Annotated in this window: 12 protein-coding genes; 2 read left to right on the top strand and 10 right to left on the bottom strand. The window is 35.8% G+C overall.

The window, feature by feature from the left end:
• Positions 1 to 27: 27 nt before the first annotated feature.
• Positions 28 to 588: a tetratricopeptide repeat protein gene (locus NCE97_RS01090; protein ID WP_353777021.1), complete on the bottom strand. Its 561-nt coding sequence runs from the start codon at positions 586 to 588 to the stop codon at positions 28 to 30.
• A gap of 496 nt (positions 589 to 1,084) precedes the next feature.
• Here NCE97_RS01090 and NCE97_RS01085 point away from each other — a divergent pair, with 496 nt between their 5' ends.
• Positions 1,085 to 2,113 carry a helix-turn-helix transcriptional regulator gene (locus NCE97_RS01085; protein WP_353777020.1) on the top strand — a complete coding sequence of 343 codons (1,029 nt, stop codon included), beginning with the start codon at positions 1,085 to 1,087 and terminating at the stop codon, positions 2,111 to 2,113.
• A gap of 38 nt (positions 2,114 to 2,151) precedes the next feature.
• On the opposite strand, the gene NCE97_RS01080 is transcribed toward NCE97_RS01085, so the two are convergent.
• The 7 genes from NCE97_RS01080 to NCE97_RS01050 form a co-directional block, all read right to left on the bottom strand.
• A complete protein-coding gene (locus tag NCE97_RS01080) occupies positions 2,152 to 2,448 on the bottom strand; it encodes a S26 family signal peptidase (protein WP_353777019.1) in 297 nt (98 codons plus the stop codon).
• Between the two features lie 99 nt (positions 2,449 to 2,547).
• Positions 2,548 to 3,462, bottom strand: a complete 915-nt coding sequence (locus NCE97_RS01075) for an ABC transporter ATP-binding protein (RefSeq protein WP_353777018.1) — start codon at positions 3,460 to 3,462, stop codon at positions 2,548 to 2,550.
• Positions 3,463 to 3,526: 64 nt separating this feature from the next.
• Positions 3,527 to 5,980 carry an FG-GAP-like repeat-containing protein gene (locus NCE97_RS01070; RefSeq protein ID WP_353777017.1) on the bottom strand — a complete coding sequence of 818 codons (2,454 nt, stop codon included), beginning with the start codon at positions 5,978 to 5,980 and terminating at the stop codon, positions 3,527 to 3,529.
• A 79-nt stretch (positions 5,981 to 6,059) separates the two neighbouring features.
• Positions 6,060 to 8,132 (bottom strand): T9SS type A sorting domain-containing protein, encoded by a 2,073-nt coding sequence (locus tag NCE97_RS01065; protein WP_353777016.1) that lies wholly within the window; start codon positions 8,130 to 8,132, stop codon positions 6,060 to 6,062.
• Between the two features lie 68 nt (positions 8,133 to 8,200).
• Positions 8,201 to 10,369 carry a prolyl oligopeptidase family serine peptidase gene (locus tag NCE97_RS01060; RefSeq protein ID WP_353777015.1) on the bottom strand — a complete coding sequence of 723 codons (2,169 nt, stop codon included), beginning with the start codon at positions 10,367 to 10,369 and terminating at the stop codon, positions 8,201 to 8,203.
• 109 nt (positions 10,370 to 10,478) lie between these two features.
• Positions 10,479 to 11,189, bottom strand: a complete 711-nt coding sequence (locus NCE97_RS01055; protein ID WP_353777014.1) for a DUF6503 family protein — start codon at positions 11,187 to 11,189, stop codon at positions 10,479 to 10,481.
• Between the two features lie 67 nt (positions 11,190 to 11,256).
• Positions 11,257 to 13,554 carry an inorganic phosphate transporter gene (locus tag NCE97_RS01050; RefSeq protein WP_353777013.1) on the bottom strand — a complete coding sequence of 766 codons (2,298 nt, stop codon included), beginning with the start codon at positions 13,552 to 13,554 and terminating at the stop codon, positions 11,257 to 11,259.
• A gap of 288 nt (positions 13,555 to 13,842) precedes the next feature.
• Here NCE97_RS01050 and NCE97_RS01045 point away from each other — a divergent pair, with 288 nt between their 5' ends.
• Positions 13,843 to 14,199 carry a toxin-antitoxin system YwqK family antitoxin gene (locus NCE97_RS01045; RefSeq protein WP_353777012.1) on the top strand — a complete coding sequence of 119 codons (357 nt, stop codon included), beginning with the start codon at positions 13,843 to 13,845 and terminating at the stop codon, positions 14,197 to 14,199.
• A 71-nt stretch (positions 14,200 to 14,270) separates the two neighbouring features.
• Here the strand turns inward: NCE97_RS01045 and NCE97_RS01040 are convergent, their stop codons facing one another.
• Positions 14,271 to 17,156: a TonB-dependent receptor gene (locus NCE97_RS01040; protein WP_353777011.1), complete on the bottom strand. Its 2,886-nt coding sequence runs from the start codon at positions 17,154 to 17,156 to the stop codon at positions 14,271 to 14,273.
• A gap of 84 nt (positions 17,157 to 17,240) precedes the next feature.
• The gene (locus NCE97_RS01035) at positions 17,241 to 18,554 is read right to left on the bottom strand and encodes a beta-helix domain-containing protein (RefSeq protein WP_353777010.1); all 1,314 of its coding nucleotides are present in this window, start codon (positions 18,552 to 18,554) and stop codon (positions 17,241 to 17,243) included.
• Positions 18,555 to 18,668: the final 114 nt, after the last annotated feature.

The raw sequence follows: 18,668 nt of genomic DNA, 5'->3' as shown, positions 1-18,668 counted from the left end.
TTTTATATGCTTTGAAGCATTAATTTTTTAATCATTTTTTTTGGCCTTCTTTTTATTTTTTGAAGGCTTTTTTTTCTTCTTTTTCTTGGGTTTTTCTAACTCCATTTTTTTCTTGATGCGTTTTTCTTCGTTGCTCATGAAGTTGAAATATCCATCATTGTAACAGTTTTGTTTTGCTTCTTTCAAGAGCTTTAAACTGTTTTCGTATTGCCCTTTTACATCTTCGAGGTAAGCAGACAGCCATAGTATGTATGCTTTGTCCATAGCTTTGATGCTTGATGCAAAAGTGATGAGCTTTTCGGCACGCTCAACCTCATTTGCCCAGATGAGGTATCTGGCATATTTACCATAAACTTCGATGTTGTTTGGGTCTATAGCTATAACCTTATCAAAACATCTGAAAGCATCTTCATACATAGACAACTGTGCTGCATAGATATCTCCAAGAAGCATTAAGGAAGCGCAATGATTTTCATCGTAGGATAATGCATAGTTTAATGCTTCACACACTTCTTCCCAGTCGCTAAAAAAACCACACGATGCACCTTTTGCTTTTAAATAGTATGCATCTGCAATTGTTAATCCCATTTTAAATTTTGTTCGAATTTCTGTTGTAGAAATTCATAATTAAACTTTTTAATCACACCTCAAGACGTGTTGAGGGTTTACTACTCTTTCTAATTTCGGGGGAATCTTTAGACGATATGCTAATGATTGAAAATAAAAAACCCGAAACTGTTTCTATACGGCTTCGGGTTCTTCATTTATGTTTTGAAGGTATAACTAACTATACAACCGAAGCCTCACAAAAGAATCATCTCCTTCTGGACTTTTTAGATATGCCGTAAAATCTTGCATGACTTCGATATTAGTTAAACTTAATTTTTTGCTCTAATGCAGCACAAAGATTTAAATTAATTTTTCAATTTTCAAAATAAAATTTTTCCGATTCAGAAAATTTGAAGGCTTAATACGTAGTATTAACTTTTTTTGAAAAAAGCAAAAAAATATTTCATTTTGATTATTGCGCAATTCTTCTGCGTAGCTTTTTTATCTTTAAAATCTATTCAAAATTTTAAATAAAATGGCTTCAAATAAAAACGCATTAATTCGATATAAAACCATAGACAATTGTCTTCAGAATACATTCAGAAGATGGACTCTAGATGATCTCATTGATGCTTGTTCTGAAGCACTTTACGAATACGAAGGAAAGGATACCTATGTGAGTAAAAGAACGGTTCAGTTGGACATCCAAATGATGCGAAGCGATAAGTTGGGTTATAATGCACCAATAGAAGTTTATGATAGAAAATACTATCGTTATGCTGAGGATGATTATAGTATAAAAAACATTCCTGTTACGGACAAGGATATAAAAATAATGAACGAAGCTATAGAGATGCTTCGACAGTTCAAGGATTTCTCATTGTTCAAGGAAATGGATGGTGTGCTACAACGGTTAGAGGATTCGGTGTATTCTTCACAAAAGCAAAAACGTGCCATTATTCATCTGGATAAAAATGAGCAGCTAAAGGGATTGGAGTTCATTGATCCGATTTATCAAGCTATTCAGAATAAGAAAGTTATTAAAGTTACTTATCAGTCTTTTAAGGCTAAAACGTCAAATACGATGACTATACATCCTCAATTGCTCAAGGAGTTCAATAATCGTTGGTTTGTATTGGCATTGCACAAAGGGAAGGATATTAGTTTGGCATTGGATCGTATTTCGAAAATCGTCGAAGATGAGAAAGCTTTGTATAAAGATTTAGAGGTAGATGGTGATGAATATTACAGTGAAGTTGTTGGTGTAACAGTTGCTAAAACCAGAGCTCAACGTGTACAATTTTGGATAGATAAATCCAATGCGCCGTATGTGATTACAAAGCCGTTTCACAAGTCTCAACGCATTATTGAAGAACGAGAGGATGGTGTTGTTTTTGACATTCTTGTGCAGGTAAATTTTGAACTAGAACGCTTGATTCTTGGTTTTGGAGATAGTATCGAAGTCATAAAACCACAAAAATTAAGGGATCGAATGTTAGATAAGTTAAATAACGCTATTAGTAATTACCATAGAGCGGCTGACTCAGTTGAGGAAGCTTTGTAAATTATAAATGTTGATTGTAATGTTTTTAAAGATAATGCCTATGGCATTGGTAATATTTCTATCACTTTTCCATAAACATTTTTTGTCCATCCATTAATTCTTCCGTGGTTATTGCCGATAAGCAAACCACGTTTGTTATTCTTCCCTTTTACAAGGTGCGTATAACAATTACCTCTGACTTTGCAATACACAATATCTCCTACGTTGCAGTCTTCCCAAGTAATGGGTTTTAGCTTTACAGGTTGCTTTGATTTTAACAGAGGTAACATAGAATTACCTGGCTCTTTTGAAATAATGGTCTCGCCATTTTGAAGTTTTTGAATTTTCCAATTCATAATATTAAATTTTAAAGTTTATGTAAGACACTATTGCCTTACAGATCCTTCAAAATTTGAAAAAAGAGCTTTCAATGAACTGGTTCAAAGATATATAAATTATTGAATATGCTTTAAGTAAACCGTGTTTCCTGGGTTTATCTCGGATTGATGACGGAACAGAAGTGTTTGGTTATCCAATTCGGCTTCGATTAAATAATAATCGCCTTTGAAAAAGGATCGAATTACAGTTGCTTTTATTTCTGAGAGCATTACAACTTTTAACTGATGGGCATATACAATACCATGCGGTTCTATAACATTGAAATCTCCAAAAAAGGCTGCAACTAGAGGGTCTTTGGGATTGTTATATAATGTTTCTGGTGAGTCGTATGCCAATTGTTCTCCTTTGTGCAAAACAATAACATTGTCTGCATATCCAAGAACATCATCCTTATCGTGAGTCGCAACAATACAGGTAATATTTCTGGTTTTTAGATGGTGAAATAAGTTACGTCTCAGAGACTGTTTTTTGAAATTATCAATGTGACTAAAAGGTTCATCGAGGAGTAATATTTCTGGTTCTTTGGCCAAAGCTTTAGCCAGTGCTACACGTTGTTTTTGTCCACCGCTTAAGTACTGTACTTTGGTATTAGAAAAGTCTCCTAATTCAACTACAGATAATAGTTCGTTGATGCGTTTCTGTTTTTCTTCTGGATAGAAATTAGATAAAAACTGACCTATATTTTCTTCAACAGTGATGTAAGGCATAAGGTCGAATTCTTGTGCGACATACTTCATAAAATCGTAACCTATAACCAAGTTATATGAAGGCCCTAGAATTTGAGTGTCTTTCCAAAAGATCTCTCCTTTTTGCAAGTCATGTTCACCATAAATTAACTTCAACAATGTACTTTTTCCTGATCCGCTTTCTCCAATTATTGCCAATGTTTCGCCAACCGAAACGGAAAGCTCTCGAAGCTCTACAGTTTTGTCTTTTTTATAGCTGAAAGAAATATCTTTTAGTTGAAGCATAGATCAAAAATAGCACAAAAAAACCGCTCAGACTTGAGCGGTTTAATATTATATAAAGAGAACTTTATTGTTTAATAAACTTTCGTTTGATAGATCTTCCCTCGGACTCTAATCTTAAGAAATAGATTCCTGTTTGTAGCTCGTTTACATTAAGCGTATTTGAGCTCAATTTATGGTTCATGATGCGCTTTCCGTTGATATCAAAAACAGTAGCAACATAATCTGTTAGTTGAGCACTAGTGGTAATGGTTAAAACATCTTTTACAGGGTTTGGATAAATCTTCACGTCTGCTAATGCTTCATCCTCAATACTCAATGTATCACCTTCAATCACAGTTGTTGTTGAGTTGATCGTTGGATTAACCACAACATCAACAACACCAGAAGGCCAATAAATCACAATACTGTTTACTGTAGTTTCTGTACCAAGACCGAAGTGAGTGTTTAGAGAACTCATGTATCTAAATCCATCACCACTTCTTACATCTCTAATCTGAGTTCCGGAAGGTGTATGTATTTCAACACGAGCACCAATACCATTTCTATTACTTCTCTCAGGTGTATCGTAAGCTTTACCAATGGTGTTTATCTTAATCCAGTTGTTAGCGTTTCCGTCGCTCATGTATAACGTCCCATTGAAGCGATCTATGAATCCGTCATTATTGAGGTCACCATAACTACCACTGCCTGGGAAAATGTTTTCATAAACGGTGAATGTAAGGTCTCCATTTCCAAATAACACATTACCTCCAGAGATGACATCTAAATTTCCATCATTATCTAGATCGTGAGTAACTGTTTCTATTGAAGTTGCGGATAATGTACTAATTCCTGAACCACTAGTCGCATCAACAAAACTATTATTATCATTTCTCATTAACTTGTGAGATCCACTACTTGCTCCAACAAAAACATCCATGTCTCCGTCATTATCGAAGTCTCCCCAAGCTGAAGACCATGTTTGCATTGGGTCGTCCAGACCTATAGCAGCAGCATTCTCTGTGTAGTTTCCAGAACCATTATTGGTATGCATCTGATTAGTTCTACGTGCTGTTTCACCACCACATTTAGCGATGAACATATCTAAGTCTCTATCATTATCATAATCAATCCAAATTGATCCATAATTTCCTCCCGAAGGGTATACACCCAATGAAACAGGAGCACTAGGATCGTCGGATTGGTAAAAAGTTAGATTACCACTGGCATCACTAATGTAATACACATTTGGTGCTACATCATGACAAACAAAAGCGTCTAGATTACCGTCATTATTAATATCTGCAAAATTTGAACGTTGCGAGAATACATATTCAGATGTAGATAATTCCGTAAATCCAGAGACATCGTCATAAGGGTCGCCATTACCAACATTTCCAGGCTCAACAATAGTTCTCATAAAAGTTACTCCAGAACCAGCTCCATAAAGAAGGTCGTTGTAACCATCGGCATTAAAATCTCCAGCAGCCAAACTCCAACTTGGTGTAAAATCGGCATTGGTCGTCGTAATGTTTCTTTCTGTAAACCCACCAGAACTTTGCTGGAAGTTAATGTTTACATTAGTCGCACTAATTGAAACAATATCATCTAAGAAATCCCCATTCATGTCCACAACAGCTCTATTTGTACCAGAAGTTGATACAGATTGAGTAGAATAAGTAATTGGCAAATCAAGATCGGTAGTAAAACTCACACTTGTCCAAACACTATAACCATCACCATCGCAATTAGCTCTAACATAGAATATATAGTCTGTTCCAAAATTTAAACCGGATAAGTTTTGTGACGTAGCTGTAGTATTAGTACCAGATGTCGGTGGTCCTTCACCAGCCAATTGTAAGGCATATTGCCATGAGGTTTCTGTGCTACCTGTACTCCAAGTTATCATAGCCTCAGAAGCAGTAACACCATTAGCCTCTAGATTAGCAACACTTGGACAAGCTGGGGGTTGTTGTGAAATTATAGAAGGTTGTTCTATGCAAAACCCAAAACCCCAAGAGGTATTATCATCGTAAAAGATACGGTACCTAAAGTTTTGTAATTGATTGTTGCTGAAACCAATAATATTTAACGGAGTACTTGTATGTGTAGAAAAAGCATCATCACAAAAACCAGATGCGCTACCAGAGTTTTCCTCAAGAGGGCTATCCCAATCAATCCATTGGGAAGCATCTGAATCCCAATATTGTAACTTAAGTGTTTCAGTCTGGAAAAGATTCAACACGTATTGAAAAGTTACTATAATACTGGTTTCAGAAGCATTAAATGCAGGTGTTAAATTAATAATAGGTGATTCAACAGCAATATTGTTTATTGATGCTGAAGTTGCATCATCATCATCAAATGAAAACGAAGCAGAACCGCTAACAACGGTTGGGTTTTCATATAAGAATGTAGGGTCATAATTTCCAGAAAGTGACCAATCAGTATTAGGCCAGTTACCAGATTGATTAATTACTTGCGAGAATATTGCCAAAGGGGCAATAAGCATTAATATAAATAGTAGTTTTTTAATCATCTTTACAAATTTTATGTATTAATAATTAAGTAGAAATAGTTGTCAAAAAAGCCACTCTAATTGTGAGCGGCTTTTTTAATTATTGTTTAATAAACTTTCGTTTGATAGATCTTCCTTCGGACTCTAATCTTAAGAAATAGATTCCTGTTTGTAGCTCGTTTACATTAAGCGTATTTGAGCTCAATTTATGGTTCATGATGCGCTTTCCGTTGATATCAAAAACAGTAGCAACATAATCTGTTAGTTGAGCACTAGTCGTAATGGTTAAAACATCTTTTACAGGGTTTGGATAAATCTCCACGTCTGCTAATGCTTCATCTTCAATACTAAGTGTGTCGCCTTCAATCACAGTAATTGTAGTGTTAACATCTGGATCCAATACGGTATCAACAATACCAGAAGGCCAATAAATTACAACACTATTGATTGTAGCATCAGTTCCTAAACCAACATGAGTGTTTAATGAGCTCATATATTCAAAGCCTTCGCCACTTCTTACATCTCTGATACGTACACCAGAATCTGTATGAACCTCTACACGAGCACCAATACCATTTCTGTTACTTCTGTCTGGTGTATCGTAAGCTTTACCTATTGTGTTTATCTTAATCCAGTTATTAGAGTTACCGTCGTTTAAGTAAATATTACCATTAAAGCTATCAATAAAACCATCGTTATTAACATCTCCATATGCACTACCTCCTAGAGGGAGTAATCCTTCATATACAGTAAATGTTAAGTCTCCATTACCGATTAGCACATTACCTCCTGAGATAACATCTAAGTTACCATCGTTATCAAGATCATAAGTAACAGTTTCAATAGATGTAGCTGTTAATACACTTATCCCAGATCCTGATGTTTTGTCAACAAACGTATTGTTGTCATTTTCCATAAGTTTGTGCGAGCCACTACTTGCTCCAACAAAAACATCCATGTCTCCGTCATTATCAAAATCTCCCCATGCTGAAGACCATGTTTGCATTGGATCAGCTAGACCTAAAGCAGCTGCATTCTCTGCGTAGTTTCCAGAACCATCATTGGTATGCATCTGATTGGTTCTGCGTGCTGTTTCACCACCACATTTAGCGATGAACATATCTAAGTCTCTATCGTTATCATAATCAATCCAAATTGATCCATAATTTCCTCCTGAAGGATATACCCCCAAAGAAACAGGAGCATCAGGATCATCAGATTGGTAAAAGGTTAGATCTCCAGAACCATTATTCAAATAGTATACATTTGGTGCAACATCGTGACATACGAAGCCGTCTAAGTGTCCATCGTTATTGATGTCAGCAAAGTTTGAACGTTGAGAGAATACGTATTCTGATGTAGATAATTCTGTAAACCCTGATACATCATCAAAAGCATCGCCGTTATCAACATTTGCAGGCTCAACAATAGTTCTCATAAAAGTCACTCCACTTCCGTTTCCGTATAAAAGATCGTTATATCCATCAGCATTAAAATCTCCAGCAGCTAAACTCCAGGTTGGTGTAAAATCTGCTGTAGGCGTAGAAATATTTCTAACTGTAAAACCTCCAGAACTAAGTTGATAGTTAATATTGACGTTAGTTGAGGTAACTGCTACGATATCATCTAAGAAGTCTCCATTCATATCTACAACAGCTAAATCAGCTCCAGTAGTAGTTATGCTTTGTGTTGTAAATGTTACAGGTGGAGGAGGTGGAGGCGTAACAGTTGCGTTTTCGATTAATTCGAAATCAAATCCACCATCATTCCAATTATCATCAAAAGCAATGTAATACGTTGTACCACCAATTACATTGATAGCTTCATAAGAAAGGTAACCATTTCCGATGTCACCACCATCATCATCTCCTGCAAAACAAGTTAGTGCTCCACAGCTTCCTGTATAAACATGAAAGCGAGTGTCTCCACCACTATTTTGCTGTAAATCTGTTGTAATAGTTAGGTTTAAATCTTCTGATGGGGTATATGTATACCATTCACCGTCAGTGGCGTTATCGCCATTTTCAGCACAGATGGGAGTAGGTTTTTCACCATCAATACCATTTACGGTGTATAGGCCAGCAGTAACAGGGATAGCTGAGGCGCAATCATCCTGAGAAAACATTGAGATAGGGGCAAGCAGTACTAAGGTTAGTAGTAGTTTTTTAATCATAGTCAGGTTTTATTTTTTTAGAATAGCCCTAAATATACTAAAAATCAGGCAACAATGTGTTAATACTGTTAGCCTTTTACCTTTCCTTGAGTCTTAGAAGGCAATACATCAAAGCCCATATTGTATAAAGTAAACCCAAAAATGTCTGCGTATTGCTCAATGGTCTTGCTTACTGGAGTTCCAGCACCATGACCAGCATCAGTTTCAATTCTAATCAATGTTGGGTTGTTTCCAGTCTGTTTTGCTTGCAATTCCGCAGCAAACTTAAAGCTATGTGCAGGTACTACACGATCATCGTGATCTCCAGTAGTTACCAATGTTGCTGGGTATTCAATTCCGTTTTTGACATTATGAACTGGAGAGTATCCTTTAAGATAATCGAACATCTCTTTGCTTTGTTCTGCAGTTCCATAATCGTAAGCCCAACCTGCTCCTGCAGTAAATGTATGGTAACGCAACATGTCTAGTACGCCTACAGCAGGTAATGCTACTTTCATAAGGTCTGGTCGTTGCGTCATGGTAGCACCTACTAATAAACCTCCATTTGATCCTCCTCTAATAGCCAAATATTCTGAAGAAGTATATTTATTTTCGATGAGGTATTCAGCTGCAGCTATAAAATCATCGAACACATTTTGCTTTTGCATTTGTGTACCAGCTTTGTGCCATTCTTTACCATATTCTCCACCACCTCTTAGGTTAGGAACAGCATAAACACCACCTTGCTCCATCCAAACAGAGTTGGGGATGCTGAAAGAAGGATTCAAACTAATATTGAAACCACCGTAACCATATAAGATAGTTGGGTTTTTACCATTGAGTTCTAATCCTTTTTTATGTGTAATGATCATAGGAACTTTTGTGCCATCTTTCGAGTTATAAAACACCTGCTTACTTTCATAATCATCACTATTGAAGTCTATTGATGGTTTCCAGTATAATTCTGATTCACCAGTATCTACATTGTATTTATAAATGCTACTTGGTGTATTGTAATTGGTGAAGGAGTAATAGTCTGTTTTTTCTTCTTTTTTGCCTCCAAAACCACCAGCATTTCCAACGCCAGGCAACTCTACATCTCTTATAAACTTACCATCATAATCGTATTGTTTTACTTTTGAAACGGCATCAACCATATATTCAGCAAAGAAATAACCTCCTCCAGTGGAAGGGCTGAGTACATTCTCTGTTTCAGCAATAAAATCTTGCCATTGGTCTGGAGATGGGTTAGAAGCATCTACAGTGACGATCTTTTGATTTGGAGCATCTAGGTTTGTAACCAAATAAAGTTTGCTGCCTACGTTGTCTATCACATATGTATCGCTATCTACATTGTCTATGATAGGTACAAGTTGACCATCTGGATTCGTTAGATCTTTCATGAAAAGTTTGTTCCCAGAAGTAGAAATACTAGCGCTTACAAAAAGATATTTGTCGTCTTCTGATAGGTAACCATATACATAGCGATGTTTTTCTTCTGGAGTACCTCCAAAGACTAATTTATCGTCTTTCTGAGAAGTTCCTAACTTGTGATAATACAGTTTGTGCTGATCTGTTTTTGCTGAAAGTTCACTGCCTTCAGGCTTATCGTAACTTGAATAGTAGAAACCTTCATTTTTGTACCATGAAATACCACTAAACTTCACATCAATCAGAGTATCTTCTTTGATTTCTTTTGTCTCAGCATCCATCACTATGATTTTTCTCCAATCACTTCCGCCTTCAGAAATAGAATATGCGGCAATTTTACCATTTTTTGAGAACGTCATACTTCCCAATGAGGTAGTTCCATCGTCGCTAAACGTATTTGGGTCTAAGAACACTTCTTCTGTGTCTGAATCATTCTTTTTTCTATACAATACATATTGGTTTTGCAAACCATCATTTTTGTAGTAATATGTGTAACCTCCTTCTTTGAATGGTGATCCTACTTTTTCGTAGTTCCACATTTTTTCAAGGCGCTCTTTAAGCTCTTTTCTATATGGGATATTGTCTAGATATCCGAATGTAGCTTCATTTTGAGTTTTCACCCAGTCTTCGGTTTCTTTACTACGATCGTCTTCTAACCAACGGTATGGGTCTTTTACTTCTGTTTCAAAGTATACATCGACAGTATCTACTTTCTTTGTTTCAGGATAATTTACTGTAATATCACGCTCCACAATGCTATTGTTTTCGGTTTTTTTGCATGCAACAAATATTAAACTTAGTAATAGAAAAGGCACTAATTTTTTCATGAGTATTAGATTTTAAAAAGATAGTTGTTGGTGAGGGGTATTTTTGGCGAAGCCTAAAATAATAATAAATATTTGAGATTCTAAGGCATAGCCTTGTTTTAACACATCATTATACTTTGTTAAGAATATCTGTGCCTAAGTACTTATCACCTTTGTTGTAATACCATTTTCTGACTTTTGGCATTTTAATACCGTTAATGGTTTCTATTTCTGAAAGCAAAATATATTCACCACTATCTTTTTTGACCTTGCCTTTATCATCGGTTTTATAAAACTGATAGACTTCCATAGCGAAGGTATCTGGGTCGAAATAGAAGTTCCAAACATCTGTCCCAATATGTTGTTTGTAAGAGGCACTTAGCACTAAGTATGTTTTGCCTTTAAAGACCTTTTTTTCAATGTTGGGATTGATGATAGTGCCAGGATCTTTTAGTTTCATTGGCAGACCATAGAGGTATGTATAGTAATCTCTATATCGTCTTACTTTTTTACAGGTTTCTCTAAGCGAAGTTGAGCCTTGGGTTTTAGCTGCAGCAGCATTGAGAGACGAACTACACTTGTCTTTGTCTAGTGTATATTCATACTCGATAGAATCTTGTACTGCTTTGATATAAAAATATTCTAAAGGTAAATTGATATGAATTTTACTATCTCTGTTTGGCTTATCTGGTGTTTCCATGATAATTTTTAGAACACCATTGAAATTAGACCAATTTCCCTGAGGGTCGTGATATTGAATCGCTTTATCTAGAAGTTGAGAGCTTGTTATAGTTTGAGCAAAACCTACGGTGCAAAAAAGCAAAAAAGCAACTATTCTCATATAGAGTTTTATTTTCACTAAGGTACAAGGTTTTTGTAATACTGAAAACTTAGCAGCAGCTATAAGCCTATTCCTCGCTATCTATTGCATTATCATTCTCAACATTGATAGTTGCTGGCTCTATCTCACTATCGTGAGAATTGTAGTATTCCTCTAATAAGTTCATGGTCTCAGTCAGCAAGTCTCTTGTTTCAGAAAGGATACCAAAATAAAGGGTAGTGTTTTTTGGACTAGATTCTTCATCTCTAGTTCGCTCTACTTGTTTTTGAATTTTGAGCATTACTAAATCGAAGAGTTCATTCTTTCGTGCAATGACATCGCCAATTTGCTCAAAAGACCTAGATAAAAACGCTTGTTTCACATCTTCAAAAACTGCCTCTAGTTCGCTGTCTAATTCTTTTAGCTCTCTAATCTGGCTGAATTTTAATCGTTTATGATTATTGTTAACGTGTTTGTGACTTACTTTAGAAATGTATTCTAATGATTGCGCAAAATCTTGAAGGTAACTCAAGATATTGATGTAGAAGTTACTTGCCGATAGACTTGGTTCTTCCAGGTTTTTAATAAAATAGAAGATGTTATCTCTTAAGTCATCGATCTCATTGGAAAGTTTTTCTACCTGCTTTTTGTTCTTTTTGAGAACTGCCAGATTTTGTGTTGCTAAACCATTAATGGCTTGAGAGTAAATTTTATTTCCTCTCTTTACAACATTTGCAATATTGTCTGCACTCTCATGTATAACCCCTTGAATAGAACTACTTTCAGATTTTTTCAGGCTGTCTTCAGCTCTTAGGATTTTTGATTTTTTTCTATGACTTAAATAGTTTCGTATCAATAAAACAATAGCTAATACCAGTAAGCCAACTAACGCATACCCTTTACCATAATAAAGTATATAAGCCATTATAGCTGCGGCAACAAAGGCGCTAATTGCGGTAAAGAACCATCCACCGATTACATTAAGTACTCCGGCAACACGATACACAGCACTTTCACTTCCCCATGCTCTATCGGCTAGTGAAGTACCCATGGCTACCATAAAGGTTACATAAGTAGTAGATAGTGGTAATTTCATTGATGTTGCTATAGAAATAAGTACACTCGCTACCATAAGATTCACGGATGCTCTTACAAGGTCGAATGCAGGAACATCTTGAGCTTTTATAGTTGGTGGAATAGGTATTTTTTTGAATTGGCGCTCTATGGCAGCTTTTCCTTTTTCTGAAAGCAAATTATTGAAGGAATCAGACAGACCTATAGAGAGGCGAACAATGTTTCTAGAAAGGAAATTAGGTTCAAAACGTTCTTTAATATCATCTTGCCTAGAAAGATCTACCGAAGTTTTTACAACAGCTTTAGCCTTACTGGAAAACCATAAGGTTAATACCATAACCAAACCAGCTAAAAGCAATAAATAAGGTTGAGTTCTAACCTTGGCAGCCAGAATTTCCATACTAAAATTATCTGGTAGGACTCCACTAATAGACCATGCTTCATATGAATTATATGCCGCAATAGGAACTCCAATAAAGTTAACTAAGTCATTACCAGCAAAGGCTACTGCCAATGCAAATGTACCAACGATAATGATGAGCTTATAGATATTACTTTTTGTAGCAGTAATTATTACATAAGATAGAATAGTCCAGAATGCAAAGCTCACAGCAATAACGGCGTATGTATTTGATGTAAGATTATCTAACAAATCTGAGCTTAAAAATGTTGCATTTTTTAATCCCTTTATAAGGATAAAATACATAATAGAAGTTACTGCAAAACCACTAAAAATGGCACCATACCAAGATGGTTTGGATTCGAATTTAAATGACAGTAAAAGTCTAGATACAAACTGTATCAGCGCACCTATAGTGAAAGCTACAACGACCGAGAGTAATATACCCAGTATAATCTCTATAGCCTTTTCGTTGTTTATGTAATTGGTAATATCGAATAATGTCTGCGAATTATCGGCAGAGATCTTTATTAAGGCAACACAAACGGAAGCTCCTAAAAGCTCAAATACAATAGAAACAGTTGTTGAGGTTGGTAGGCCTAAGGTGTTAAAAAAATCAAGGAGAAGAATGTCTGTAAGCATTACAGCTGTGAATATGACCATAATCTCACTGAACATAAACTGTCCGGGATTAAATATTCCTTTCCGGGCGACTTCCATCATACCACTAGATGATAGTGCCCCAACTGCAACACCAATACTAGCTACGATCATTATGGTTCTGAAAGAAACGGCTTTAGAACCGATTGCGGAATTCAAAAAGTTAACCGCATCGTTACTCACTCCAACCACTAAATCTGCTATTGCTAAAAAGGCAAGAGCGGCCAGCATGTACACATAAATATTCTCCATGAATTATAAGTAGAATAATAATTGGCAAATTTCAAATTTTCTTATGAACGCAATGTTATGTAAATGTTATGTTCTCGATACGAAAAAAATAATATACTTGTTTAAGGTGCATTAGATTTTAGCTCTACAGCCAGATAACTTATGATTTGCATACTTCTGTTAACATTTAAATGACTGTTAATTAAGCATATACAGCTTTAATGTTAATTTAATGTTATGTAAATATGTCTAAAATGTAAATTTATTGTTATATTTGTTACATAAATATTAATAAAACCCATTCGAATCATGAAAAAGATAGTAGTATTTGCCTTGATGTTTAGCGTTCTAAGTATATATGGTCAAGAAACCATTAAGCCTAAAGTAGAAAAGAAAGGAGATATGACCGAAGTAACGTATTACCATGACAATGGTACTATAGAGCAACAAGGGACTTTTAATGCAGATGGTAAACTTCATGGTGTTTGGAAAAGTTATGACTTAGACGGAAACAAAACTGCTGTCGGTAATTATGATAATGGGAAGAAAGTTGGCAAGTGGTTCTTTTGGAGTGAAGATACTTTGAAAGAAGTAGACTATATAGACTCTCGTGTTGTGAGTGTTAATCAATGGTCTAACAGTACTAAGCTGGCAACGAGTAATTAGTTAAGAAAAATACTATATAGAAAAAGGCTGCGGATTCCGCAGCCTTTTTTATTTATAAATAAATATTCTAATTAAAATTTATAGGAGTAACCAAGTGAAAACTCAGTTCCTGGGCTTCTCAATGAGAAAATTTGATCTTGTGCTCCAAAAGACTGATATACACTTTCTCTATCATCTCCCAAGATGTTATTGATTTTAAGATCGATAGATGATCTCTTATCCGAGCCAAAAGTTTTATTGAATGTAAAATTCAAACTATTGAATGGTAGTGTGTATACATCTGGAGTGTTACCAGCACCAACAATTTCTAATGTCTCTCCTTGTACATTAAAGAATAAACCAGCTCTGAACCCTTTGTCATTATCTCCATAATCTAACCCTACATTGACTAGGTAAGGAGATTGTCCTTGTAACTCACGTTCTCTATCTACTGTTTCACCATCTCTTAATACACCCGGAGCAGTTCTTGAGTTAAACTCGTCATCAGACATTGTAAGTCTAGATTCTATAATAGAAGCATTGATATTTAACTTAAGGTTTCTAAGACTCTCTAAGATGAATCCAAAGTTTTGTCTAAATTCTACTTCAGCACCAAATACTTCAGCATTACCTAAATTATCTGGAGTGAAACTTAATGCACCACTACCAACAGTAGATTCAACGAATTTTAACTCTATAGGATCGGTAAAATCTTTATAGAAACCACTTACTGCAATCATTTGTCCTTCTTCTCTGAAGATTTCATAACGAATATCAAAGTTGTTGATGTATGTAGGTCTTAAAGGACCACCGCGTTCATCATTGAAGTTTAATGCTCCAATAAACGTTACATTAGTAATAGGATCAAAAATCCTTGAAAACGATTGCTCTTTAAATGAAGGCCTTGCTGTACTTCTAGAGAATGACGCACGTAAGTTAGATTGATCATTCAAGGCATAGATGAAGTTAGCCGAAGGATAAAAATCAAACTCATCAATTACTTTTAAATCCTCAAAAGTTTCTGTACCAGAACCTGCTCTAGCTCCAGTATAGAACAATTGGAAATCCTCGATACGTAGTCCTAAGATGGCCTTAAGCTTTTCTGTAACATTGAACTCATTAGACACATAAGCCGCAGCTACTCTTGCTTCACCTTCGTAAGCATTAGCAGGCTCAAATCTATTTGTAGATAATAAGAATGTTCCTTCACCTGTATCTGGTGACCAAATATTAGCATCGGTAAGCAAATTGTTAGAGTTACCTCCAGGCACAGTTAAGTCTGTTGCACTAAACAAGAATTCATCAATACTAAAATCTCTGAACTTATAGGTATATGCGCCTCCAAATTTAACCTTGGCAGGTCTTTCAAATAAATTATACTTTTTAGAAAAATCTGTTTTGGTAACCCAGTTTTCTTCGAGCAACCAACGCCATAATCTTACAGGGAAGGAAGATGTACTTGGACTAATGATAAAGTCATCATCCTGTGTTACCTCCAAAGGTGTAATTCTATGATCTTTATCTTCAACCTTAGAGAATGAAGGTGAGAATGTCCAGTCGAACTTCCAATCTGCCTCAGTATCTAACTGATGACTACCGGTTAAAGCGATATTTGTAATCGATCTTTCAGTATATAATAATCCATCTTTAACCACATCTTCAAAGGCTCCACCACCAGCATCTTGAGACAATCTTTGTGTAAATAAACCAGCAGAAGACTCTCCGTTTTGTATGTGCATTAAAGTAAACTTATATTTAGATTGCTTTGTTTTGTAGGTGACACCACCCAAAGCACTAACTAATATCTCATTGGTTCCTTCTGCACCAACTGTTCTTCTAGTTAACTGTAGTTGATTGTTTGATGTATTCTGATTATCTCTCTGGAAGTTTCCATCAATTCTTTCTTCGAAAAATCTCGTGTTATTCTTGTAAGATATAGATGCTAAATACCCAAGCTTTTGATCTTCTCCTACTTCATATTGATTTCCAGCAGTGAAACCAATACTATAGTTAAGATTACTAGTTTCTTGGTCTGCTCGTAATTGTCTATTGAATCTGCCAGTAAGGGTATTTAATAACTGTTTGTTTTCGAATGTACCAGGTATTTGCTGATATCTATTAATTGGTAAGTTTCTTTCACCATCATCAAAACCAAAGAAATCGGTATCACTCCCTTCGTAGCTTAAGTATTGGTCATTGAAGTGCATATCTGGATTGTAGCCAGCACCCAATGAAATTCCGTACTCTGCCTTAGTTGGAAAATCTTTGGTAACTATGTTTACGATACCACCAGTAAAATCAGCTGGATACTCAGCCGCAGCAGATTTCAAAACAATTACATTATCAATAAGATTAGTTGGAAAGATATCCATCGGAATAGTGTTTCTATCTGGGTCTAAACCAGGAATATCTACACCATTCAAAATCGATTTTGTATAACGATCTCCAAGACCTCTTACATAGACGTATTTCCCTCCTTGAACTGATACCCCTGGAACACTCTTTACAGCCGTAGCAATATTGCTCGCTCCTGTCTTTTTAATGCTTTGAGCAGAAAGCCCATCTAAAAGCGTGACAGATCTTTTCTGAAGATTTAAAAGTGAACTTTCTGTATTTCTCTTTACAGTTGTTGTAATTACAACTTGCTCTAAGGCATTAGTTGAAAGTGTAACATCCAGTTGAAAAACCTGATCAGCTGAAATCACTACATCACTGATTTCCTTGGTTTCATAACCAACAAAAGAAAACACAAGAGTATAAGTCCCTGGATCTAATTCTAATTCATACTTTCCATCAAAATCTGATGTCGTTCCTGTTGTAGTTCCTTTTACAAGAATATTTGCAAAAGCCAGAGGCTCATTGTTGTAATCACCATCGATTACATTACCAGCCACTTTACCAGTTTGAGCGACTACTGAAGAAGCAGTTATTAGAAGTGAGAAGAAAAATAAACTAAATAGTCGTTTTGTATTTTTCATATTCTTTTATATAAGCAACCGCTCACCTAGTGAGCAGTCGCTATATTGTTATAGTTTTTGTTAATCTAAAGACCAGAGGTTGACTTAGAAACCTAACCCTCCAGCAGTATTAGCATATGTCCAAGCTAAGTTAGACGTAGTAGCTCCAACAGTGTTAGCGTCTTGAGCCACAGTAGTAGTCCAAGCTGCTGCATCGTCAGTAAATGTTGTAATGATTGGCTCATCAACATCGTTACCTTCGTCTTCATCGTCACAGTTTTCAACACAAGCTACTTTTTCAACAAAGATTGTATTGTCGTCACCTGTAATTTGCCAGTCACTGAATGTTAAGAAACCATCTAAGTAGTTTTGAGATACTGCATTGTTATCTAACTCAACATCAGAGTTGTCTTTGAAACCATAAGCATATACATTACTAGTAGTTCCTCTTGCTTTACTTCTGTAATCTGCATATTCACCTTTTTCAGTATCTAAGTTCCCGATAAGCGTTACATTTTGTAACGTGAAAGATCCAAGTGCAGTTCCTTCTGGGCCGTCGATTTCTAAAGCGTGGTCAGAAGCATCTCCAAGTACTACAACAGCGTTGTCAATAGTACCAGAGTAAGCTTGGTCGATATCTAAACCGTCATCGCCTTGAGCCCATACTAATAAGTTGGTAGCGTTTACAGTTCCTCCGAAGAATTCGATTCCGTCATCTACGTTAGCAACAACTTCGATATTATCTAACACAGTTCCAGAACCAACACCACCTAGTGTAAGTCCGTTGATTTCGTTTCCTTCACCGATTAATGCACCACCATGACGAATAGAAACATATCTCATAGTTCCTGAGCTATCAGTTTCGTCAGTACCTCCGTAAAGACCGAACGTATCATCAGCAGGAATTCCTTCAATTTGTAATTCAGTAACATCACCAGAGAAAGAACAAGGTGCGTTTCCTAATAAAAGAACACCACCCCAAAGACCTCTGTCACCTGAAGATAAGTTTGTTCCTGAAGTTTCACCTACTTGAATATTATCACTAGTAGATGTGAAGATGATTGGACTCTCTGGAGTACCAACCGCATTGATTTGTCCACCTCTAGCTACAATTAATGCAGAAGCTAAAGAACCTGTACCTGGAGAACCTTTAATGATAGTCCCTGGGTTAATAGTAAGTGTTACACCACTTTCTACTACTACTTTTTGATTTAATTGATAAATATTATCGTTGGTCCAAGTCGTGTTAGTGGAAATAGCACCAGTAACTGCTACTATGTTATCTTCGCCTCCGCCACCGCCAGAGTTATTATTGATTATTGTAACTTCTTCAATGATAATAGGAGTGTCATCATCTTTAAAACATCCTGTAAATACTAAAGTTGAAGCAACTAATACAGTAAGAATTAATTTTTTCATGAGTGTAATTTTAATAGAATAATCAGTTTAATAGTTTTATGGCGCAAAGAAACTGCTGAAGTGTAAACTTTAGGTTAGTGTCAAGTTAAACATTGGTAATAAAAATGTTAGTAG

This window comes from Winogradskyella sp. 3972H.M.0a.05, assembly GCF_040493455.1.
Classification (GTDB): domain Bacteria; phylum Bacteroidota; class Bacteroidia; order Flavobacteriales; family Flavobacteriaceae; genus Microcosmobacter.
This window is presented reverse-complemented; position numbering and strand designations above follow the sequence as displayed.

Coding starts and splice junctions, on each gene's coding strand:
- NCE97_RS01090 (WP_353777021.1), bottom strand. CDS start 588: ATGGGATTAACAATTGCAGATGCATACTATTTAAAAGCAAAAGGTGCA.
- NCE97_RS01085 (WP_353777020.1), top strand. CDS start 1,085: ATGGCTTCAAATAAAAACGCATTAATTCGATATAAAACCATAGACAAT.
- NCE97_RS01080 (WP_353777019.1), bottom strand. CDS start 2,448: ATGAATTGGAAAATTCAAAAACTTCAAAATGGCGAGACCATTATTTCA.
- NCE97_RS01075 (WP_353777018.1), bottom strand. CDS start 3,462: ATGCTTCAACTAAAAGATATTTCTTTCAGCTATAAAAAAGACAAAACT.
- NCE97_RS01070 (WP_353777017.1), bottom strand. CDS start 5,980: ATGATTAAAAAACTACTATTTATATTAATGCTTATTGCCCCTTTGGCA.
- NCE97_RS01065 (WP_353777016.1), bottom strand. CDS start 8,132: ATGATTAAAAAACTACTACTAACCTTAGTACTGCTTGCCCCTATCTCA.
- NCE97_RS01060 (WP_353777015.1), bottom strand. CDS start 10,369: ATGAAAAAATTAGTGCCTTTTCTATTACTAAGTTTAATATTTGTTGCA.
- NCE97_RS01055 (WP_353777014.1), bottom strand. CDS start 11,189: ATGAGAATAGTTGCTTTTTTGCTTTTTTGCACCGTAGGTTTTGCTCAA.
- NCE97_RS01050 (WP_353777013.1), bottom strand. CDS start 13,554: ATGGAGAATATTTATGTGTACATGCTGGCCGCTCTTGCCTTTTTAGCA.
- NCE97_RS01045 (WP_353777012.1), top strand. CDS start 13,843: ATGAAAAAGATAGTAGTATTTGCCTTGATGTTTAGCGTTCTAAGTATA.
- NCE97_RS01040 (WP_353777011.1), bottom strand. CDS start 17,156: ATGAAAAATACAAAACGACTATTTAGTTTATTTTTCTTCTCACTTCTA.
- NCE97_RS01035 (WP_353777010.1), bottom strand. CDS start 18,554: ATGAAAAAATTAATTCTTACTGTATTAGTTGCTTCAACTTTAGTATTT.